General features: G+C 69.0%; 18 protein-coding genes. 9 read left to right on the top strand and 9 right to left on the bottom strand.

Going from position 1 to position 19,649, the window contains the following annotated elements:
- The first annotated feature begins 39 nt into the window (after positions 1-39).
- On the top strand, positions 40-1,350 hold the full coding sequence (locus tag NAF06_RS07320; protein WP_008584848.1) for a YihY/virulence factor BrkB family protein: 1,311 nt from the start codon (positions 40-42) through the stop codon (positions 1,348-1,350).
- 42 nt (positions 1,351-1,392) lie between these two features.
- Complete coding sequence (locus NAF06_RS07325; protein WP_008584846.1) at positions 1,393-2,367, top strand: phosphatase PAP2 family protein; 975 nt, start codon at positions 1,393-1,395, stop codon at positions 2,365-2,367.
- A gap of 88 nt (positions 2,368-2,455) precedes the next feature.
- Here the strand turns inward: NAF06_RS07325 and glnA are convergent, their stop codons facing one another.
- Complete coding sequence (glnA, locus tag NAF06_RS07330; protein ID WP_008584844.1) at positions 2,456-3,826, bottom strand: type I glutamate--ammonia ligase; 1,371 nt, start codon at positions 3,824-3,826, stop codon at positions 2,456-2,458.
- A gap of 126 nt (positions 3,827-3,952) precedes the next feature.
- Between glnA and lrp the strand changes: the two genes are divergently transcribed.
- A complete protein-coding gene (lrp, locus tag NAF06_RS07335) occupies positions 3,953-4,414 on the top strand; it encodes an HTH-type transcriptional regulator Lrp (protein WP_008584842.1) in 462 nt (153 codons plus the stop codon).
- A 21-nt stretch (positions 4,415-4,435) separates the two neighbouring features.
- Here the strand turns inward: lrp and NAF06_RS07340 are convergent, their stop codons facing one another.
- Together NAF06_RS07340 and gap are read right to left on the bottom strand one after the other, a co-directional pair.
- On the bottom strand, positions 4,436-5,659 hold the full coding sequence (locus tag NAF06_RS07340) for a phosphoglycerate kinase (RefSeq protein ID WP_008584840.1): 1,224 nt from the start codon (positions 5,657-5,659) through the stop codon (positions 4,436-4,438).
- Between the two features lie 112 nt (positions 5,660-5,771).
- The gene (gene gap / locus NAF06_RS07345) at positions 5,772-6,824 is read right to left on the bottom strand and encodes a type I glyceraldehyde-3-phosphate dehydrogenase (protein WP_008584838.1); all 1,053 of its coding nucleotides are present in this window, start codon (positions 6,822-6,824) and stop codon (positions 5,772-5,774) included.
- A 208-nt stretch (positions 6,825-7,032) separates the two neighbouring features.
- On the opposite strand from gap, the gene NAF06_RS07350 reads away from it, so the two are divergent.
- On the top strand, positions 7,033-7,413 hold the full coding sequence (locus tag NAF06_RS07350; RefSeq protein ID WP_006630207.1) for an Hsp20/alpha crystallin family protein: 381 nt from the start codon (positions 7,033-7,035) through the stop codon (positions 7,411-7,413).
- A gap of 21 nt (positions 7,414-7,434) precedes the next feature.
- Here the strand turns inward: NAF06_RS07350 and NAF06_RS07355 are convergent, their stop codons facing one another.
- Together NAF06_RS07355 and eif1A are read right to left on the bottom strand one after the other, a co-directional pair.
- On the bottom strand, positions 7,435-8,343 hold the full coding sequence (locus tag NAF06_RS07355; RefSeq protein WP_008584835.1) for an ATP-grasp domain-containing protein: 909 nt from the start codon (positions 8,341-8,343) through the stop codon (positions 7,435-7,437).
- Between the two features lie 439 nt (positions 8,344-8,782).
- Positions 8,783-9,073, bottom strand: a complete 291-nt coding sequence (gene eif1A, locus NAF06_RS07360) for a translation initiation factor eIF-1A (RefSeq protein ID WP_008584833.1) — start codon at positions 9,071-9,073, stop codon at positions 8,783-8,785.
- A gap of 96 nt (positions 9,074-9,169) precedes the next feature.
- Here eif1A and NAF06_RS07365 point away from each other — a divergent pair, with 96 nt between their 5' ends.
- The gene (locus NAF06_RS07365; protein ID WP_008584831.1) at positions 9,170-9,349 is read left to right on the top strand and encodes a DUF7470 family protein; all 180 of its coding nucleotides are present in this window, start codon (positions 9,170-9,172) and stop codon (positions 9,347-9,349) included.
- Between the two features lie 63 nt (positions 9,350-9,412).
- Positions 9,413-9,658 carry a DUF8151 family protein gene (locus tag NAF06_RS07370; RefSeq protein WP_008584829.1) on the top strand — a complete coding sequence of 82 codons (246 nt, stop codon included), beginning with the start codon at positions 9,413-9,415 and terminating at the stop codon, positions 9,656-9,658.
- Between the two features lie 40 nt (positions 9,659-9,698).
- Here NAF06_RS07370 and NAF06_RS07375 read toward each other — a convergent pair whose 3' ends face one another.
- A complete protein-coding gene (locus tag NAF06_RS07375; RefSeq protein WP_008584826.1) occupies positions 9,699-11,408 on the bottom strand; it encodes a cryptochrome/photolyase family protein in 1,710 nt (569 codons plus the stop codon).
- 129 nt (positions 11,409-11,537) lie between these two features.
- Here NAF06_RS07375 and NAF06_RS07380 point away from each other — a divergent pair, with 129 nt between their 5' ends.
- A complete protein-coding gene (locus NAF06_RS07380) occupies positions 11,538-12,515 on the top strand; it encodes an aldo/keto reductase (RefSeq protein WP_008584824.1) in 978 nt (325 codons plus the stop codon).
- A gap of 99 nt (positions 12,516-12,614) precedes the next feature.
- The gene (locus NAF06_RS07385) at positions 12,615-13,043 is read left to right on the top strand and encodes a hypothetical protein (protein ID WP_008584822.1); all 429 of its coding nucleotides are present in this window, start codon (positions 12,615-12,617) and stop codon (positions 13,041-13,043) included.
- 181 nt (positions 13,044-13,224) lie between these two features.
- On the opposite strand, the gene NAF06_RS07390 is transcribed toward NAF06_RS07385, so the two are convergent.
- Complete coding sequence (locus NAF06_RS07390) at positions 13,225-16,380, bottom strand: adenosylcobalamin-dependent ribonucleoside-diphosphate reductase (protein ID WP_008584820.1); 3,156 nt, start codon at positions 16,378-16,380, stop codon at positions 13,225-13,227.
- Positions 16,381-16,806: 426 nt separating this feature from the next.
- On the opposite strand from NAF06_RS07390, the gene NAF06_RS07395 reads away from it, so the two are divergent.
- Complete coding sequence (locus NAF06_RS07395; protein WP_008584818.1) at positions 16,807-17,049, top strand: DUF8029 family protein; 243 nt, start codon at positions 16,807-16,809, stop codon at positions 17,047-17,049.
- Positions 17,050-17,081: 32 nt separating this feature from the next.
- Here NAF06_RS07395 and NAF06_RS07400 read toward each other — a convergent pair whose 3' ends face one another.
- Together NAF06_RS07400 and NAF06_RS07405 are read right to left on the bottom strand one after the other, a co-directional pair.
- Positions 17,082-19,349 (bottom strand): CDC48 family AAA ATPase, encoded by a 2,268-nt coding sequence (locus NAF06_RS07400; protein WP_008584816.1) that lies wholly within the window; start codon positions 19,347-19,349, stop codon positions 17,082-17,084.
- Positions 19,346-19,597 carry an Hsp20/alpha crystallin family protein gene (locus tag NAF06_RS07405; protein WP_008584814.1) on the bottom strand — a complete coding sequence of 84 codons (252 nt, stop codon included), beginning with the start codon at positions 19,595-19,597 and terminating at the stop codon, positions 19,346-19,348. Before NAF06_RS07405 ends, NAF06_RS07400 begins: the two co-directional genes overlap by 4 nt.
- Positions 19,598-19,649: the final 52 nt, after the last annotated feature.

A 19,649-nucleotide genomic window follows, 5' to 3' on the forward strand; every position in this document is an offset into this window, starting at 1 on the left:
ACCCGCCCGCTTTTGTCGCGGTCGGTCGAAGGGCGGGGCGTGTCCCGACACTCGCGCACCGCGTTCGGCACGGTTCGGCGCGTCGCCGACCTCGCGATCGACCGACAGGTGACGTTCCTCGCGGCCGCGATCGCCTACTACGCGTTCGTCTCGCTCGTCCCCGCGCTCCTGTTGCTCGTCGTCGTCGCCACCGCCGTCTTCGGCGAGACCATCGCCGCGGAGCTGGTCGCGTCGACGGGCGAGTTCCTCACCCCGGCGGGCGAGGAGGCGGTCGTCGGGGCCGTCTCCTCGGCCGGCGGCCGGACCGGCGCGAGCCTGCTCGGACTCGGGGTGCTGCTGTGGTCGACCCTGAAGGTGTTCCGCGGACTCGACACGGCGTTCGTCTCCCTGTACGGCGGCGACGGGACCCCGGGGTTCCTCAAACAGGTCGCTGACGCCGCCTCGGTCGTCGTCGCGGTCGGCGTCGGCATCGGCGTGATGGTCGTCGTCGGCGCGTTCGTCGCGGCCGCGGACGCGGTCCCGCTGGTCGAGGCGGCGAGCGTCCTCGCGCTGCCGGCGTTCCTCGCCGTCGTCTTCCTCCCGATGTACTACCTCCTCCCGCAGCCGACCCTCTCCGTCCGCGAGGCGCTGCCGGGCGCGGCGTTCGCGGCGGTCTGCTGGACGCTGCTTCAGGCCGGGTTTCAGGTGTACGCCGCGAGCGCCGCGCAGTATCAGGTGTACGGCGTCATCGGCGGGATCCTACTGCTAGTCACGTGGCTGTACCTCGCGGCCATCGTCGTCGTGCTCGGCGGCGTGGTCAACGTGGTGCTCGCGGGGCGGGCGACCCCCGACGATCCCGGCGGAACCGGGCCCGCCGGTGCCGCCGGGAGCGCGGACGACGCCGCGGACCGGCAGTTACAACAGGACCGCGGCCGACCCACGGGTATGAACGGCGAGTCGGACGCCTCCGGGGACGACGACGAACGGCCGCGCGGCGCGCCGGACGTCGCCGCCCTCGAAGCGGAGGTCCGAGAGCTGCGGTCGCAGCTCGACGAGTTCGAGGACGACGTGGAACGACGCACGGTCGACAAACCCGAAGTCGAGTCGGAACTGAAGCGGTACGTCCGGTCCCGAATGCGCCGCGGACACGCCCGGGGCTGGGGTCCGTACCTCGTCCTGCTGTACGGCACGGTGCTGACGCTCGCGGCGCTGACGTCGCTGCAGGGGATCTACGCGGTCGGTGCCATCGTCGTCCTCGGGCTGTCGACGCTCGGCCTGTACACGATATTCGTCGTCGTCGGAATCGGGTTGAACCTGCTCGAAACGCCGGGCAAGGCGCTCGATTACGCCCGCGGCCGCGGCGATGACTGAGCCCCGCGACGCCCGGCGCGACGGGACCGGGGTGGCTCCCCGGTGACCGGACTGGTCGCCGCGGAGCGCGGACTCGGCGAGACCGCGATCGTCGACGCCCTCCCGGAGGTCGTCGTCGTGGCCTTCGCGGCCGTCACGCACCTCGCGGACCCGTGGTTCCTCTTCGCGCTGCTCGCGGTCGGCTACTGGTTTGCGAGCGACGGGACCGCGGGGTCACCGCGCCGCGCCGGAGCCACCGCCATCGCGGCCGTTACCTGCGCGTACGCCGCGACGGCGCTCGGCAAGGCGTGGTTCGCGGTCCCCCGTCCCCCGGGCGCGATGGGGCCGGCGGACGTGCCCACGTGGCTCCCCGCGCTCCTCTCGGGATGGTACGAGGCGCAGGTGCTCTCCGACGGGTTCGGCTTCCCGAGCGGCCACGCCACCGGCGGCGCGGCGGCGTACCTCGCCATCGCGCTGCTGTACGACCGGCTCTGGACGCCGAAAACTCGGTACGTCGCGGCCGCCGGCGTCGCCCTCGCGGTCGCGGCCTCGCGCGTCGTCATCGAGGTCCACTACCTCGTCGACGTGCTCGCGGGACTGGCCGTCGGGAGCGGCGTCGTCCTCGGGGCCCTGTGGCTCGCCGGCGACCCGCGGGTCCGCCGGTCGGCGGCCGCGACCTCGCCGGCCGGTCCGACCGCCGACCTGGACCCCGCGCCCGCGTTCCTGACGGCCGCCGGGCTCTCGCTCGTCGCCGCCGGCGTCGCCCTCACGGGCGGACACACCGGCGAGGTCGTCGAGGCCGGAATCGGAATCGCCACCGGGTTCGGCGGTGCGATCGGGTGGCGGCTCGTCGCCGGCGACGAGCCGCCGCTGTCGATTCGGGTCGCCGTCCCCGCGCTGGCGGTCACCGGCGCGCTGTGGGTCGGCGCGTACGCGCTCGCGGACTCGCTGCCCGTCACGCTGGTCGCGACGACCGTCGCCGTGGTCGCGGTCGTCGCGCTGCCCGCACTCCCGGAATACGCGGGACGGCCGACCTGAGTGCTCCTCGTCGACGGTCCACTCGACGGCTGAAAAAAGCGAAAACGAAACGCGACTGCGGCGGCGACGCCGCGAGGGGGAACCCGCCTCAGAACGTCTCCAGGTAGCGGTCCTCCTCCCACTGCGACACCTGGGTGAGGTACTCGCTGAACTCCTGGGACTTCGCCTCGGCGAACTTCTCGGAGGTGTGCGGGCCGAGCGCCTCCTGAAGCACCTCGTCGGCCTCCAGCTCCTCGACGGCGGCACCGAGGTTCGGCGGCAGCGTCTCGATGCCGTACTCCTCGCGCTTCTCGTCGTCGAACTCGTAGATGTCCTCGCGGACCGGGTCGCCGGGGTCGGCACCGGTCTTGATCCCGTCGAGCCCGGCGGCGATGAGCGACGCCATGCCGAGGTAGGGGTTACAGGACGGGTCGGGGCTGCGGACCTCGAAGCGGGCGGAGACGCCCGCGGCGTCCGGGACGCGGACGAGCGCCGAGCGGTTCGTGTCGGACCACGCGACGTAGATCGGTGCCTCGTAGCCGGGCACCAGCCGCTTGTAGGAGTTCACGGTCGGGTTGGTGACGGCCGTGAACGCGGGCGCGTGCTCTAAGATGCCGCCCATGAACTGGTAGGCGGTCTCGCTCAGGTTGAACTCGTCGTCGTCGTCGGAGAACGCGTTGCCGTCCTCGTCGAACAGCGAGATGTGGCTGTGCATGCCCGAGCCGTTGATGTCGGCGATCGGCTTGGGCATGAACGTCGCGTGCAGGTCGTGCTGCTCGGCGACCGCGCGGACGACGGCGCGGAACGTCGCGATGTTGTCCGCGGTCGTGAGCGCGTCGTCGTACTTGAAGTTGATCTCGTGTTGGCCCTCGGCGACCTCGTGGTGGGAGGCCTCGATCTCGAAGCCCATCTTCTCCAGCGTGAAGATGATCTCCTTACGCACGTCGGACGCGAGGTCCTTCGGGGCGAGATCGAAGTAGCCGCCGTTGTCGTGGGGGATCGTCGTCGCGTTGCCGTCGTCGTCCTTCTCGAACAGGAAGAACTCCGGCTCGGGACCGATGGAGACGGAGTAGCCCATCTCCTCGGCCTCTTCGAGGACGCTCTTGAGCACCTGCCGCGGACCGCCGGCGAACGGCTCGCCGTCGGTGTCGACGATGTCGCAGATGAGCCGCGCGGCCCCGCTGTCGCCGTTCCCGTCGCTGCGCCACGGGAGCACCGCGAACGTGTCGGGGTCGGGTACGAGCCGCATGTCCGACTCCTGAATGCGCACGAACCCCTCGATCGAGGAGCCGTCGAAGTAGATGCCCTCGGTGAACGCCTTCTCCGCCTGGTGGGCGGGGACGGAGACGTTCTTCACGACGCCGAGGATGTCGGTGAACTGGAGCCGCAGGAAATCGATGTTCTGCTCTTCGATCTCGTCGAGTACTGCCTGTTCCTCGGCCGTGAGGCCGCCGTCCGGTTTCGCGTGTTCGTCCGTCATGTTCTGGACGTTTGATTCGTTATCTGCCAGTATAAAGGCCTTATCGCTTGGCGCATGAACCGCCGGGTGGGGAAATGTGCTGGACGTTCGTAAAATTCTAAACCCCCGGAAGCGTGATCGGTTGTGATGACGTACGAAAACCTCGACGCGATGCTCATCAACTCCCTGCTCAGTAACGGCCGCGCGAGCCTTCGGAGCCTCGGGGACGAACTGGACGTCTCGGTGACGACGGTGTCGAACCACCTCCGCGACCTCGAAGAGGAAGGGGTCATTCAGGGATACACGCCCGTCGTCGACTACGACAAGCTCGGCTACGACGTGACGGCCGTCCTCCAGCTCAAGGTCGAGGGGAGCGCGCTGCCGGACGTCACCGAGAAACTGCGGCAGGAGAAACAGATGGTGAGCGTCTACGAGGTCACCGGCGACTACGACGTGATCGCGATCGGGAAGTTCACCGACACGGACGGGATGAACGACCAGATCAAGTCGATCCTCACGGACGCGGACATCCGCGAGTCGAACACGAGCGTCGTCCTGAACGCGGTCACCGAGAACGCGCAGTTCGACCTCGACGTCGACGAGGAGTGACTCGGCCGACGGTCTAGCCCGTTACTCCCGCTTCGCGGCCGCCTCCAGCGCCTCCACCGCCGGGAGCGGCTCGCCCGTCAGCGCGCGGATGTACGCCCCGCCGGCGATGGAGACGTGCGAGAACTCGTCCTCGCTCATGCCGTACATCTCGATGGCCCGGGAGGTGTCGCCGCCGCCGACGACCGAGAAGCAGTCGGTCTCGGCGATGGCTTCGAGGACGCCGACCGTCCCGTCCGCGAACCGCTCGTCCTCGAAGACGCCGAGCGCGCCCTTCACGAAGACGGCGTCGGACTCGCGGATCGCCGGCTCGTAGTCGGCGACGGTCTCCGGGCCGACGTCGAGGTACCCCTCGGTCTTCTCGTCGATGTCGTCGACGGCGACCTCCGCGCGGTCGCCGTCGGGGCCCTCGTACGCGAGGTCGCTCGCCAGCCGGATCGCGTCGCCGCGCTCGTCGAGCACCGACTCGATCAGTTCGCGGTTCCGTTCCCACTGCTCGTCGAACAGGTCCATCTCCCCCACGTCGTGACCGACGGGGTGGCCCGCGGCGCGCAGGAACAGTTCGCCCGCGACGCCGCCGAGCAGGAAGCGGTCCACCTTCTCGTCTAAGGCGTCCATCACGCCGATCACGTCCGTCGCCTTCGTCCCGCCGACGACCATCGTCACCGGACCGTCGAACTCGCGGGTGGCGATGGCGGTGTTCGCCTCGTACTCGGTCTCCATCACGCGGCCCGCGTACGACGGGAGGGCGAGCGGGAAGCCGACCAGCGAGGCGTGCTTCCGGTGGGCGGCCGAGTAGGCGTCGTTGACGTACGCGTCGAAGCGCGGCGCGAGCGTCTCGACGAACTCGGTCGCGGCCTTCTCCTCGGGCGACTCCTTCGGCAGTTCGCCGTCGCACATCCGGGTGTTCTCCAAGAGGAGGACCTCGCCTGCGCCGAGCGCGTCGATCGCGTCCAGCGCCTCGTCGCCGTAGGTGTCGGCGACGAACGCCACGTCGCGGCCGACGTGGTCGGCGAGGATCGCCGCGTGGCCCGCGAGCGTGGTGAAGTCGTCGCGGCCGGGGCGGCCCTGATGGGCCATGAGCACGACGCGGTGGCCGGCCTCGGCCAGTTCGCGGACGGTCCGCGCGTGGCGCTCGAACCGGCGGTTGTCCTGCGGTTCGCCGTCCTCGACCGGGGAGTTGAGGTCGAGCCGGACGAGGACGCGTTTGTCTGTCGGGAGGTCGTCGATGGTGTCGAAATCTGTCATGGGTGGACTGTCGTCGATGAACTACTTAGTGGTGGGTTTCCGAACGACGCTGCGGTCGCGCGCCGGAGGGAAGCGGTCGCGATCGGTCGCTACTACGCCGCAAACCGGCCGCTTACGCCTCGTCGTGGACGTACGCGGCCATGTCGAGCATCCGGTTCGAGAAGCCGTACTCGTTGTCGTACCAGGTGAGAATCTTCAGCAGCTTCCCCCCGGCGATGACGTTCGTTGACTGGAGGTCAACGTAGCTGGAGAAGGGGAGACCGACGATGTCCGAGGAGACGACCTCGTCGTCTGTGTAGCCGAGGACGCCCGCGAGCGGGCCGGAGTCCGCCGCGTCGCGGAAGGCGGCGTTGACCTCCTCCTCGGTGACCTGCTCGTCGAGGCTGACGACGAACTCGGTGATGGAGCCGGTCGGCACCGGGACGCGCATCGCCATGCCGTCGATCTTCCCCTCCAGCTGCGGGAGAACCTCCTGGGCCGCGCCGGCGGCACCGGTCGAGGTGGGGACGATGTTCTCGGCGGCCGCGCGCCCGCGGCGGCGCTTCGACATCGGGCCGTCGATGAGGCTCTGCGAACCGGTGTACGCGTGGACGGTGGTGAGGGTGCCGGCGTCGATGCCGAACTCCGCGTCGAGCACCTTCGCGACCGGCGTGATGGAGTTCGTCGTACAGGAGGCGTTCGAGATCACGTCGTCGCCCTCGTACTCGTCGTGGTTGACGCCGTAGACGAGCTGTTTGACCGGCTTCTCGCCCTTCGGCGGGGCGGAGATGATCACGGTGTCCGCGCCGCCGTCGAGGTGCGCGCTCGCGTCGTCGCGGGTGCGGAAGATCCCCGTACACTCCAAGGCGACGTCGACGTCGAGCTCGTCCCACGGGAGGTCGGCGGGGTCCTGGACGTTGAACAGCGGGACCGAGGTGTCGCCGACCGTCAGCTCCTCGCCGTCGCGCTCGACGCCGTCGAGCCGGCCCATGACGGTGTCGTACTTCGCGAGGTAGCCCATGTCGTCGACGTCCATCACGTCGTTGATCCCGACGAGTTCGATCCGCGGGTTCTCCAACACCGCCCGGAACACGTTGCGCCCGATGCGACCGAAGCCGTTGAGCCCCACTCGAACGACCTCGTCGTCGCTCACGTCGTCGCCGGCCGCCAGGTTCGATTTACTCATGTCCGAAAAAGCTGAGACGCAACTACTTAAATCCGGCTCAGTCGCCCGGAGATCGTCATAATCGTTCGAATTTGTTACGAACGCCGGCCGAACGCGAGCGGTGATCCCGGCGCTCGCCGGCGGCCGTCACCCCGCTCGCGCGGGGCGGGTAGCGGCCGATACGGCGACCGACAGAAGGCTTATCGGGGTCACCGACCTCACGGGAGGTATGGACAGAGACGACCGCGACGATCCGTTCGGAGACTTCTTCGAGGAGATCGAGCGGATGATGAACGAGATGGCCAACGCGAACGGGCCGTCGGCCGACGACGCCGGGTTCGGCGACGACACCCACGTCGACGCCTACACCACCGAGGAGTCGGTGCGTCTCGTCGCCGACCTCCCCGCCGTCTCGAAGGAGGACCTCTCGCTGCGCTGTGACGGCGACGCGCTCACCATCTCCGCGGTCTCGGACCGGCGCGAGTACGACGAGACCGTCGACCTCCCCGCCCCCGTCGACGAGCACTCCGCGGACGCGACGTTCAACAACGGCGTGCTGGAGGTCTCGTTCGACCGCGCCGACGACAGCGCGTCGATCGATCTGGTCTGATCCGGCTCGGACTCCCCACTTTCACTCCCGCTCCGCGGTCCGGCGGATCAGCGCCGCGAACCGGTCGTAGAAGTCGTCCTCGTACTTCGTCGCGGCGTCGACGGTCGGTCGGGCGTTCGTCTCGTTGACGACGAGTCGGTCGTCCGTCTCCAGCAGGTCGACGCCGAGGTAGTCGATCCCGAGCGCCTCGGCCGCGCGCTCGGCGAGGTCGCGGGCCTCGGGGTCGAGGTCGACGCCGCGGGCCGTCGCGCCCCGGTGGACGTTGTGCTTCCAGCGCCCGGCCGCGAGCGCGTCGGCGTCGAGTTCGCGCCGCACCGCCCCCGCGCACTCCCCGTCGACGACCATCGCTCGGTAGTCGCGCGCGTCCGGCAGGAACTCCTGGATCAGGAACGACTTGTCGCCGGTCGCGCGGTAGTCGTGGATCAGGTTCAGGTAGTCGACGACGCCCAGAAGCGAGTCGGGGTCGGTCGCGGTCGCGACGCCCACCCCTCGCGTCGCGGAGTTCGGCTTCACGACGACGGGGTACGAGAATCCCTCGACCGCATCGACGACGACCGACTCGTCGACGGGGTTCGAGACGAGCGTCGTCCGGGGCGTGGGGAGTCCGGCGGCGTCGAGTCTCGCCAGCACGCCGGCCTTGTTCCGCGAGGTGACGACCGCGTCGCGGCCGTTCACCCACGGGACGCCGAGTCGCTCGTCGACCACCGCCCCCTCCATCAGCCGGGTGGGATAGACGAGTCCGACGTCGAAGCCGTCGAACTCGCCAGGGATGTCCGCGCTCGCAACGTCCGCGCTCTCGTCGTCCCCGCCCGAGACCCGGAGCGACCGCTCCTTCGCTCGGACGTGGCCGACCTCGATGCCGCGCTCCGCGAGCGGCCCGCGCACGCGCTCGAACGTCTCAGCGTCGGTGGTCATCGCGAGCCGGAGCATAGCCGTGTTCCGGGTCGATCGGACTTAAAAACCGCGCGAGCGGTCGGAGCTATCGGCGGTGGCGCGTTCCTCCGAGCGTGCCGCCGAAGGCGGCCGCGAGGAGCACGCGCGAGGGACGCCGCGAACGCCCGGAGGGCGTGAGCGGCGAGGTTGGGGAGGCGTGAGGTGCTGTGTGAAGCAGTCGGGCCGGACTTAAATGGGCAGTCGCGAGGCGGGCGCAGGCGACGCAAGCAGCGTGGCGCTACGCGCCACGGACAGCCGGCGGCGAAGCCGCCGGCGACACCACAGGAGCGAGTAAAACGAGCGACGAGGAGCACAGCGAGTGTCCGCCCGCCTCGCGACTGGGGCCGGCGGTGTTCGTCGTCGCTCTCCTACCGACGATTGGCAAGCGATTGGCTGGGACCTCGACGCCGTTCACCGTCGATCCGCGCGAAACCGCTTATTGTAGGTGACCTTCCTCGCGGAGCTGTTCCGCCTCGCTCTTCTCGTAGCGCCACGAGATGTCGGCCTTCTCGTCCTGCCAGTCCCACGGCTCGACGAGGACGATGTCGTCTTCGCGGATCCACACGCGCTTTTGCATCCGGCCGGGGATACGCGCGGTTCGCTCGTTCCCGTCCGCACAGCGGACCTTGACGCGGTTCGCGCCGAGCATCTCGACGACCTCCGCGAACACCTCGTCGTCGTCGGGCATCCGGAGGTCGTTCCGACCGCTGCCGTCTCCGTTGCTCATGCGTACCCGGCCATACGCGCTCGCCGAAATAAAAGGGCCGCTCTCCGTCGGGACCGAAACGGCCCTTTTACCTCACCGGACCGCGGACCCGACCACATGCGCGACACGCTCGGACTCGAAGGCATCGTCGGCGTCCTCGTCGTCTTCGCCGGAATCGGCATCCTGACCCTCCACGACCCGGTCGTCGCCGGCGCGCTGATGGTGGTTCTGGCCGGCCTCGCGCTGATCGCGAAGGGACTGACCGACACCGTCATGCGGTCGTTCGGACTGAAGTGAGCCGGGCGCGACGTTCACCGTTCTCTCGAAAGAGTCATAATGATCGACCGTCCCTCGTGGGGTATGGTCGAAGTACCCGCCGTCGCGGTCGAACTCGCCGAACTCCTCGTCGTCACGCTGGGTGCCGGCGTCGCGTCCGTGCTCGGCGTCGTGCTCGAACAGTTCGGACTCTCCGCCGTCTCCGGCGGCGACCTCGTGCTCGGCGCGTGGGCCGTCGGCATGGGCCTGATCGCGCTGTACGTGGGCCTCGTCGGGCTCGGCTACGAGCAGGCGGTCCCGCGGCTGCGGCGGCTCGCGACCGGCGAATAGGCGGTCCGGCTCTCCGGCGACGGTTTCCCTCCGCCCACGGCTACAACTCCCCCGCCGCCGCCAGTTCGCGCACTCGGGCCGCGCGCTCGCGGATCTCCGCCCACTCCGCGTCGTCTTTCCCGTCGACGTGCGAGTACATCAGCCCCATCCGCCCGGTGCCGCGGAGCGTCTCCTCGTTCTCCTTCAGGAAGTCCCAGTAGAGCGCGTTGAACGGACACGCGCCCTCGCCCGTCGTCCGCGAGACGGCGTACGGGCAGTCGGCGCAGTGGTCGCTCATCCGGTTGACGTAGCTCCCCGAGGAGGCGTACGGCTTCGAGGAGAGCACGTCCGTGCCGAACGACCCCATCGCGACGACGTTCGGCGTCGTCACCCAGTGGTATGCGTCGACGAAGCCGAGGTGGAACCACTCGTTCAGGTCGGCGGGGTTCGCGCCGTAGATCAGCGCGAAGTTCGACAGCACCATCAGCCGCTCGATGTGGTGGGCGTAGCCGAACTCGCGGACGTGGCCCACGGCCTCCGAGAGACACTCCATGTCGGTCTCGCCGTCCCAGTAGGCCGGCGGGAGCTCCCGCCGTTGTTCCAGCCGGTTCGCGTCGGCCAACTCCGGCATCGCCTCTCGGTAGACGTGGCGCACGAACTCCCGCCAGCCGATCACCTGCCGTATGAACCCCTCCGCGGCGTTGAGCGGGACCGGGACGGGGTCGTCGCTCCCCGCTTCGCCCCCGTTTCCCGGACCTCCGCTCCCGGTCGCGCCGTCGCCGAACTCGTCGAGCGAGGTCGCTCCGGCGTCCGCGTCGCCGTGTTCCTCGGGGTCGTACGCGCCCGGCTCGACGCCCCGCTCCTCGTAAGCGCGCTCGACCGCCCGGACCGGCTCGCGCGGGTCGAGCAGTCCGAGGTTGATCGCCGGCGAGAGCAGCGAGTGCGAGAGGAACGGCTCGCCGCCGACCATCGCGTCCTGATACCGGCCGAACGCGGGCAGCCCCTCGCGGACGAACCGGTCGAGCGCCCTCTGCGCTTCCTCGCGGGTGACCGGCCATGCGAACCCGTCGAGCGAGTCGTTCCCCCACGTGTCGAACCGCTCGCGGACCCACGCGTGGGTCTCGCGGGTCAGCTCGTCCGGCTCGAACGTCGGCCGCGCGGGCGGCTCCCAGTCGTCGGGCGGCGTCTCCTGGTTCGCGTCGTCGTAGTTCCACTCACCGCCGACCGGGTCGCCGTCGTCCATCAACACGCCCGTCTCCCGGCGGACGTGCCGGTACCAGTTCTCCTGTCGGTAGCCGCGGTCGGCGGCCCCGTCCGGACCGATATCGGTCTCCTCGCCGCCGGCCCACGACCGCCAGTCGGCCGGAGTCGTCCAGAACAGCTCGTTGTCGACGAGTTCGAGGCTCCCGCCGCGCTCGGCGACCAGTTCGCGGAGCCGGTCGCCGGCCCCGTGGCTCGCGGGCCGCATGAGCCGCAGGTCGGGCGCGTCGCCGTCGCCGTCCGTCCCCGCCGAGCGCTCGGCGAAGAACTCGTCGAGCCCGTCGCCGAACGACGGAGCCCGCACGTACGTCACGTCGTGACCGCGCTCGCGGAGTCGGTCCCGGAAGTGCCGCATCGCGGAGAACACCAGCGTCAGCTTGTGCGCGTGGTACGGCTTCCGGTCGGCGAAGCCGTGCGCCTCGATCAAAAGTACCTCGTCGGCGTCGTCGAGGACGTCGAGGTCGGGGTTGAGCTGGTCGCCGAGCAGCCAGCAGGTCGTCCGGTCGCTCACATCGATCAACACGGGAGCCAGCGGCATAGCTCCGGCGGCGCGCCCGCGTACGGAGCCGCTCGCGACTCCCGTGCGCCTCGAGATCGCCGCCGCGCGTAGCTTTTTATCTCGCCTCGAACTGATCCGCGTATGGAGTACACGACGCTCGGGAACACCGGCACCACCGTCTCGAAGATCTGTCTCGGCTGTATGAGCTTCGGCGACTCGGACTGGCGCGAGTGGGTCCTCGACGAGGCGGCGGGGAAGGAGCTGGTCGAGCGCGCCATCGACCTCGGGGTGAACTTCTTCGACACCGCCAACATGTACTCGAACGGCGAGAGCGAGCGCGTCCTCGGGGAGGCGCTCGACGGGTACGACCGCGACGAGTACGTCCTCGCCACCAAGGGGTACTTCCAGATGGACGAGTCGAACCCGAACTCGGGCGGCCTCTCGCGGAAGGCGATCGAACAGGAGCTACAGCACAGCCTCGACCGGCTCGGCGTCGACACGATCGACCTCTATCAGATCCACCGCTGGGACGACGAGACCCCAATCGAGGAGACCCTCGCGGCGCTCGACGACGCCGTGCGGCGCGGCGACGTGCGGTACGTCGGCGCGTCCTCGATGTGGGCACACCAGTTCGCGGACGCCCTCCACACCAGCGACCGCGAGGGGTACGAGCGGTTCGCCACGATGCAGAACCACTACAACCTCGCGTACCGCGAGGAGGAACGGGAGATGCTGCCGCTCTGCGAGAAGCAGGGGATCGGCGTGATGCCGTGGAGTCCGCTCGCCCGCGGCTACCTGACGCGCCCCCACGAGGAGGTGGACGCGACGCTCCGCGGCGAGACGGAAGAGCACCTCTACGCCCACCCGTACCGCGAGGGCGGCGGGCTCGCGGTCAACGAGCGCGTCGAGGAACTCGCCGCGGAGAAGGGCGTGAAGATGGCCCAGATCGCGCTCGCGTGGCTGTTCCACAAGGAGTGGGTCGACACGCCCATCGTCGGCACGACGAGCGTCGAACACCTCGAAGACGCGGTCGAGGCGCTCGACGTCGACCTCTCGGACTCCGACATCGAGTGGCTCGAAGAACCCTACGAGCCGGTCCGCGTCTCCGGACACGAGTGAGCCGCCGGAGCCCCGACTCGTCCGCGTCGCGCCGCTTATAAACGCACCGTCGCGGACGCCACGGCAACCCTTTTCGGCAGCGCCGCCGAACCGTGGCGCATGGCAGACGACGACGCCACAGACGGCGAGGCCGGCGAACAGGGCGACGCCCCGGAGGGCGACGACGGCGAGGAGAAGTCCTTCCGCGAGCGCGTCGAGGAGATCCGCGAGCGACGCGAGCAGGAGCGCGAGGAGGGCGACCGACCGGACCCCGAGGAGATGATGGGCGGCGGCGGCCCGCCGGGGATGGGCGGTGGCGGCGGCGGGGGCAACCCCTTCGCGCAGATGATGTCCGGCATGATGGGCGGCGGCGGCCCCGGCGGCGCGGGCGGCCCGCCCGGCATGGGCGGCGGGCCCGGCGCCCAGGGCGAGCGCGGCGACGACGGCGGCAACGAGGAACTGGTCCGCGAGGTCCGCCAGCTCCGCGACGAGGTCCGCGACGCGACCCGCCAGCTCCAACGCATCGCGCAGGCGCTCGAAGACGACTGACCGACCCGTCGGCGATTCTCTCTCCGCCTTTCGACCCCCGGAGCCGTGCGTCCGGCGATCGACGGGGGATTACCACCCCGTCGAAGCGCGACGTTCGCTCCCGACAGCCGTCGCTTCCGGACCGACCTGAAAAGAAAAACCGCGTCGCCGACCGCTCGTTACCGGCGTCGATCCGCCCCGTCTAACACTCCGACCAGCCGCATGACTCGCACGTCTTGCAGCCCTCGGAGTAGTAGAGGTTCATGCCGCCGCAGTCCGGGCACTCGGGCGACTCGCCCGCCGCGATGAGCTCCTGCATCGCGTCGTCCGCGCCCGCCGCGTCGTCGGCCGCCTCGGGCGCGTCGAGCGCGCCGTTTCCGGCCGCCGCGTCGACCGCACCGCCGTCGGTCTGGCTCGGGCGGCCCGCGGACTCGCTCGCCGCGCTCTCTTCGACGTCGTCGAGGCTCTGCTGCTGGGGAATCCCCTTGTCGACGTCGTCGTCGAGGTAGCGGCGCAGGGCCGTCCCGATCGCGTCCGGGATCGACTGGATCTGCTCGCCCTTGTCCCACGCGACCTTCGGGCTCCGGGTGCCCTGTAGCTCGTCGACGATCTCCTCGGGGTCGACGCCCGAGCGGAGCGCCGTCGAGATAACCTTCGCGAGCGCCTCCGTGAAGGAGTTCGTGTAGCCGCCGGAGTGGCCGATGTTCGCGAACAGCTCGAACGGCAGCCCCTCGTCGTCCTCGTTGATGGTGACGTACAGCTTGCCGTAGCCCGTCTCGACCCGCTGCGTGACGCCGTTCAGGGAGTCGGGACGGGGACTGCGCTCGCTGTAGTCGATCCGGGGCTGCTCGGTCGCTTCGAGCAGGCCCGCGACCTCCGCGTCGATCGCGGTCTGGACGTCCTCGTTGTCGAGGAACGCCTCGACGCCGCCGAAGACCTCGTTGATCTGCTCGACGATGGTCTCCGCGGCCTCGCTCTCGTCGGCGAACTCCGTGTTCTGGGCGCGCGTCGTGAGCACCTGCTTCGAGCGGGTGCCGTCGCGGTAGTAGGTGACGCCTTTCCCGCCGTTCTCGTAGATGTACTCGAACACCTCCTTCGCGTCGCCGAGCGTGGAGTCGTTCGGCGCGTTGACGGTCTTCGAGATGGCGGAGTCGACGCCCTTCTGGCAGGCGACCTGAACGCCCGCGTGGTCCTTCGCCGAGAGGTCGCCGGTGACGACGAACAGCTCGCCGATCGCGTCCGGAACGGTCTCTAAGCCGTCGACGCCATCGAACTCGTTTTCGGCCATCTGGGCCTGCGCCTCCTCCTTGACGGCCTCGACGTCGATGTCGTTGGCCTCCAGCGTGCGGAGGAAGTAGTCGTCGAACTCGACGAGCATCTCGTCGCCCTGAACGTCGTCGGAGACGTTCTTGTAGTAGGCGACGTTGTAGATCGGTTCACAGCCGCCCGTCGTGTTGCCGATCATCGACGTCGTGCCCGTGGGGGCGATCGTCGTCGTGTTGTGGTTACGGATCGGGAACCCGTCCTCCCACTCGTCGGCGTCGAGCCCGGTGTAGTGTTCGAACCAGTCGGCGTACTCCGTCGGGTTCGCGTACTTCGAATCGTCCCAGTCGTTGAACGTCCCGCGCTCCTCGGCGAGCTCGTGGGAGGCCAGCTTCGACTCGTGGTTGATGTGGGTCATCAGCTGGCGGGCGATCTCGTTGCCCTCCTCGGAGCCGTAGCGGACGCCGAGCTGGATGTACAGCTGCGCGAGCCCCATGATCCCGAGTCCAATCTTCCGCATGTCGCGGACCTTCTGCTCGATCTGGTCGACCGGGAAGTCGGACATCGTGACGACGTTCTCGAGGAAGCGGGTGCCGTACGCGATCCGGTCGTCGAACTCCTCGAAGTCGATCGCCTCGTCGAGGAACGCGTCGATCGCGTCGGCGTGCGTCTCGTACTCGTCGGCGTGCTCGTCGGACCACACGCGCCAGTCGGGCGCGTCGAGGTCCGCGAGCGTCGAGAGGTTGATGTGACCGAGGTTACAGGCCTCGTACTCCTCTAACGGCTGCTCGCCGCACGGGTTCGTCGCGAGGATCCGGTGGTCCGGGTTCTCCTCGACGTCGAAGGAGTGCTCCTTGTTGATCCGTTCGAGGTAGACGACGCCCGGCTCGCCGTTCTCGTGGGCCCCCTCGATCATGTCGTCCCAGATCTCGGCGGCCGGGATCGAGAGCTCCTCGCCGACCTCGACGTGCTCGCCGAGCCCGAACATGTCGTACAGCTCCTTCGTCTCCGGCGTCGCGACGTGGGCCTCCCCGGTGCGGGGGTTGGTGAACGTGAACTCCTCGTCGTTGCGGAGCGCGTCCATGAAGTCGTCGGTGACGCCGACGCTGATGTTGAAGTTCGAGAGGTGTCCCTCGACCGCGTTCCGGAGGTGTTCCGGGACCTTCCCGTCCTCGTCGATGAGATCGCGGGCCTCCTCCAAGGCGTCCGCGAAGGAGTTGTGCGTGAAGTCGTCGGGGTCGTTGAGCCGCAGCGAGTGGGCCAGGGAGACGTCCTTGTTCTTCGCGTGGATGAACTGGATGACGTCCGGGTGCGAGATGCGCATGACGCCCATCTGCGCGCCGCGGCGCGCGCCGCCCTGCGCGATCGTCTCGCACATCTGGTCGAACGTCCGCATGAACGTGATCGGTCCGGAGGCGATGCCGCCGGTCGAGCCGACCGCGTCGCCGTAGGGGCGGAGCTGCCAGAAGGCGTACCCCATCCCGCCGCCGGACTGGAACACCTCGGCCGCCTCCTTGGCGGTCTGGTGGATGTCTGTGATGTCGTCGTCGGGGGAGTCGACGAAGCAGGCGGAGAGCTGCTGGAGCTCGTCGCCCGCGTTCATCAGCGTCGGGGAGTTCGGCATGAACGACAGCGACTCCATCCCGTCGCGGAACGTGTCGGCGGTCTCCTCGACGTGCTCGCGCACGCCGTCGGGCAGTTCGGGCACGACGGTGTCGTACGCGAACTTGTTGACGTTGTGCTCCGTCAGCGTCGCCTCCGCGTCGTCGTCGGCGGTGACGCCCGCGCCGAAGACCTCCTCGGCGAGCTCGTCGCGCCGCGGGTGGTCGGGCTTCAGCTGGTCGGGCGTGACGGTGACGTCGACGCCCTGCCGCTCGGCTTCGAAGACCGCCTCGGCGAGCGCGACGTTGCGCGCGACGCGGTCGAACAGCTCCTCTTGGTCTTCGTCCGGTTCTCCGTCCGCGTTCTTCCGGAGGTAGCGCGCGGGCAGGATGTTGTGGTAGGCGTTGCCCGTGAGGCGCTCCTCCATCGTGTCGCCCGTGGTGCGTTTGATCGGCAGTTCGAGGTCGTCCGCGGTGACACCGTCGCTGCTCATTCGACGGTCACCCCGCTGGCTTGGCGTGGGATCTGGATCATTCGTACTGTTGGTGTGGTGGCGAGGCGGGCCCTTGTACGTTCGGATGTCCGGACCCGACCGGCGTCTACGTGTCCGATTCGGTATGTAACGTCTGTGCCGCGCGTCTGACGCTAAATTCGGTACGTCGGTTAGGAACGGCCTCCGGGAAGATAAGCATGGGTAGACCGCGGTGAAACTAATGGTCTCTCGCGAAAACCGCCCGAAGGAAGCTGATCCCCACCGGAACAAAAGGGGGGTTGCGCGCCGACGGATTCCGCGGTCTCGACGACCGTCGACACCCGTACCGCCGGCTCGTTGGCGCGTTTGCGACCGACTCTTCCGCAGTTCTTGCCGCGGACGTATCAATCTCCGATTACTTCCGTCGCGGCCCGGTCCCACAAGCTTATGCCCGGCCTCGCCATGGACCCGGACATGACCGCTTCATCGCTCGCGCTCGCCGGCCTCGCCGCGCCGGCGCAGGCCGCGCTCCTCGGTAGCCAGTTCGGGCAACTGCTCGTCGCCCTGGTCGCCGTCGCGCTCGTCATCGTCGTCGGGAAGTTCATCCTGAAGCTGGCGTGGCGGCTCGTCACGATCGGAATCGTCGTCGTCGCCGCGTTCTACCTGCTGTCGACGCTCGGACTGGTATAACGGATCGCGGGTCGGAGGGTCGGCGGGGCGACTTACTGGAACGCCGCGCCCGGCTCCGCCTCGGTGCGGTCCACGTCGGACCGCTTGAACTGCTTTTCAATCTCCTCGTAGCGCTCGCGCGTCTCGGGGGTGACGCTGGGGTTCACCTCGCTCAGCGCGTCCTCGAAGTGCTGCATCGTCACGCGGACGTTGCCGACGGACTCGCCGACCTCCTCGCGGGAGACGCTGCCGATGAACTCCCGGGAGGCGTTCATCGAGGCCTCGCGGGCGACCGCCTCGATGTCGGCACCCACGTAGCCGTCGGTCTTGCGCGCCAGCGCGTCGAGGTCAACGTCGTCGGCCAGCGGCTTGTCCCGCGTGTGGACCTCAAAGATCCGGCGGCGCGCCGTCTCGTCGGGGACGGGCACGTGGACGTGCCGGTCCAGCCGACCGGGGCGCAGCAGCGCCGAGTCGATGAGGTCGGGCCGGTTCGTCGTCGCGATGACGACCACGTCCTCCAGCGATTCGAGCCCGTCGAGCTCCGTCAGCAGCTGGGAGACGACGCGCTCGCCGACGCCGGAGTCGCCGGAGTTCTTCCCGCGCTCGGTCGCGATCGAGTCGATCTCGTCGAAGAACACGATCGTCGGCGCGTTCTCGCGGGCCTTGCTGAACACCTCGCGGACTCCCTTCTCGGACTCGCCCACGTACTTGTTCAGCAGCTCCGGCCCCTTGATCGAGATGAAGTTGGACTCGCTCTCGTTGGCGACGGCCTTCGCGAGCAGGGTCTTCCCCGTACCCGGCGGGCCGTACATCAAGACGCCCTTCGCGGCCTGCATGTCGAGCTCCTCGAACACCTCGGGATACTCCAAGGGCCACTGGATCGTCTCGCGGAGCCGCTCTTTGGTGCCCTCCAGCCCGCCGACGTCGTCCCAGGTGACGTCGGGGACCTCCACGAACACCTCCCGTAGCGCGGAGGGCTCGATCCCCTTGATCGCCTCCTTGAAGTCCGCCTCGGTCACCTGGATGCTGTTCAGCACGTCGGCGTCGATCTCGTCCGATTCGAGGTCGATCTCCGGGCGGATGCGGCGCAGGGCGTGCATCGCCGATTCCTTCGCGAGCGACTCGAGGTCGGCCCCGACGAAGCCGTGGGTGTTCTCGGCGTACTCGTCTAAGTCGATCCCGTCGGCCAGCGGCATGTTCCGCGTGTGGACCTGGAGGATCTCCTTGCGGCCGTTGCGGTCGGGGACGCCGACCTCGATCTCGCGGTCGAAGCGGCCGCCCCGGCGGAGCGCCTGGTCGATGGCGTCGACGCGGTTCGTCGCCCCGATGACGACGACCTCGCCGCGCTCCTCGAGCCCGTCCATCAGCGAGAGGAGCTGGGCCACGACGCGGCGCTCCACGTCGCCGCCGGCCTCCTCGCGCTTGGGCGCGATGGAGTCGAGCTCGTCCATGAAGATGATCGCGGGCGACTCCTCGGACGCCTCCTCGAACACCTCGCGGAGCTGCTCTTCGCTCTCGCCGTAGTACTTCGACATGATCTCCGGACCGGAGATCGTGTGGAAGTTGGCGTCGATCTCGTTGGCGACGGCCTTCGCGATCAGCGTCTTCCCCGTGCCCGGCGGGCCGTGGAGCAGGACGCCCTTCGGCGGGTCGATGCCGAGGCGCTTGAACAGCTCCGGGTGCCGCATCGGCAGCTCGATCATCTCTCGGACCTGTTCGAGCTCGTCGTCGAGCCCGCCGATGTCCTCGTAGGTGACGTCCGGCCCCTCGCCGGTCCCGCCCGCGGCCTCGCCGCGGTCGGCGATCTCCTCGGCGGAGATCTCGGAGATGCTGATCTCCGTCTCGTCGGTGATGACCACCGTGCCGCCGGGGCTGGTCTCGGCGATCTTCATCGGTACCGCCTGCGACTGACCGCCCATCAGCCCGAAGCCGAGCGACGTCCGGATCGTCTGCCCCTCGGTCACCGGCTGGCCGGAGAGCTTGTCGCGGATGAACGGGGCGATCTGCCCCCGCACCCGCAGCTGGCTCGGGAAGGCGATCGTCACCGCGTCCGCCCGCGAGACGTCCACGTCCTCGACGGTCACGCGGTCGTCGATCCCAACGTCGGCCTCCTGCCGCAGGCGGCCGTCGATGCGGATCACGCCGGTGCCGTCGTCCTCGGGGTAGCCGGGCCAGACGCGGGCGATCGCCGCCCCGTCCGAGCCCTCGACGCGGACGATGTCCCCGCCGGAGAGCCCCAGCTCGTCGGCCGCGACGCGGTCGATCGCCGCGAGGCGGCGACCGGCGTCCTTCTGTTTCAGCGGCTTGACGGTGAGCTTCATCGCTCGCCCTCCACGGTGAGAACGCCGTTGTTCACGGCCGCGGACGCGGCCGTTCCGGGCAGTTCGAACTCCGTTTCGACCGGCTCTTCCGGTCCTTCGACGACGACGATCGCCGTCTCGCCGACGGTGTCGATCGCGACGGTCTCGTCGTCGACGCCCAAGTCGGCGGCGACGATCCACCCGTCGTCGTACTCGTACCGGCGCAACAGCGCGCCGTCGCCGGTCGATTGGGTCTGTATGTGATCCATCCTAACTACGAGTTAGTCGCGCAGGTATATAAACTTATCGCAAAAAATCGCA

Source organism: Halorubrum hochsteinianum, from assembly GCF_023702125.1.
Taxonomy (GTDB): Archaea; Halobacteriota; Halobacteria; order Halobacteriales; family Haloferacaceae; genus Halorubrum; species Halorubrum hochsteinianum.

Bases quoted from the DNA above. Each gene is read 5' to 3' on its own strand.
- NAF06_RS07370 (WP_008584829.1), top strand. From the start codon at position 9,413: ATGGTCGAAGTACCCGCCGTCGCGGTCGAACTCGCCGAACTCCTCGTC.
- NAF06_RS07350 (WP_006630207.1), top strand. From the start codon at position 7,033: ATGGACAGAGACGACCGCGACGATCCGTTCGGAGACTTCTTCGAGGAG.
- NAF06_RS07400 (WP_008584816.1), bottom strand. From the start codon at position 19,349: ATGAAGCTCACCGTCAAGCCGCTGAAACAGAAGGACGCCGGTCGCCGC.
- NAF06_RS07355 (WP_008584835.1), bottom strand. From the start codon at position 8,343: ATGCTCCGGCTCGCGATGACCACCGACGCTGAGACGTTCGAGCGCGTG.
- NAF06_RS07385 (WP_008584822.1), top strand. From the start codon at position 12,615: ATGGCAGACGACGACGCCACAGACGGCGAGGCCGGCGAACAGGGCGAC.
- lrp (WP_008584842.1), top strand. From the start codon at position 3,953: ATGACGTACGAAAACCTCGACGCGATGCTCATCAACTCCCTGCTCAGT.
- NAF06_RS07340 (WP_008584840.1), bottom strand. From the start codon at position 5,659: ATGACAGATTTCGACACCATCGACGACCTCCCGACAGACAAACGCGTC.
- eif1A (WP_008584833.1), bottom strand. From the start codon at position 9,073: ATGAGCAACGGAGACGGCAGCGGTCGGAACGACCTCCGGATGCCCGAC.
- glnA (WP_008584844.1), bottom strand. From the start codon at position 3,826: ATGACGGACGAACACGCGAAACCGGACGGCGGCCTCACGGCCGAGGAA.
- NAF06_RS07405 (WP_008584814.1), bottom strand. From the start codon at position 19,597: ATGGATCACATACAGACCCAATCGACCGGCGACGGCGCGCTGTTGCGC.
- NAF06_RS07395 (WP_008584818.1), top strand. From the start codon at position 16,807: ATGCCCGGCCTCGCCATGGACCCGGACATGACCGCTTCATCGCTCGCG.
- NAF06_RS07390 (WP_008584820.1), bottom strand. From the start codon at position 16,380: ATGAGCAGCGACGGTGTCACCGCGGACGACCTCGAACTGCCGATCAAA.
- gap (WP_008584838.1), bottom strand. From the start codon at position 6,824: ATGAGTAAATCGAACCTGGCGGCCGGCGACGACGTGAGCGACGACGAG.
- NAF06_RS07365 (WP_008584831.1), top strand. From the start codon at position 9,170: ATGCGCGACACGCTCGGACTCGAAGGCATCGTCGGCGTCCTCGTCGTC.
- NAF06_RS07380 (WP_008584824.1), top strand. From the start codon at position 11,538: ATGGAGTACACGACGCTCGGGAACACCGGCACCACCGTCTCGAAGATC.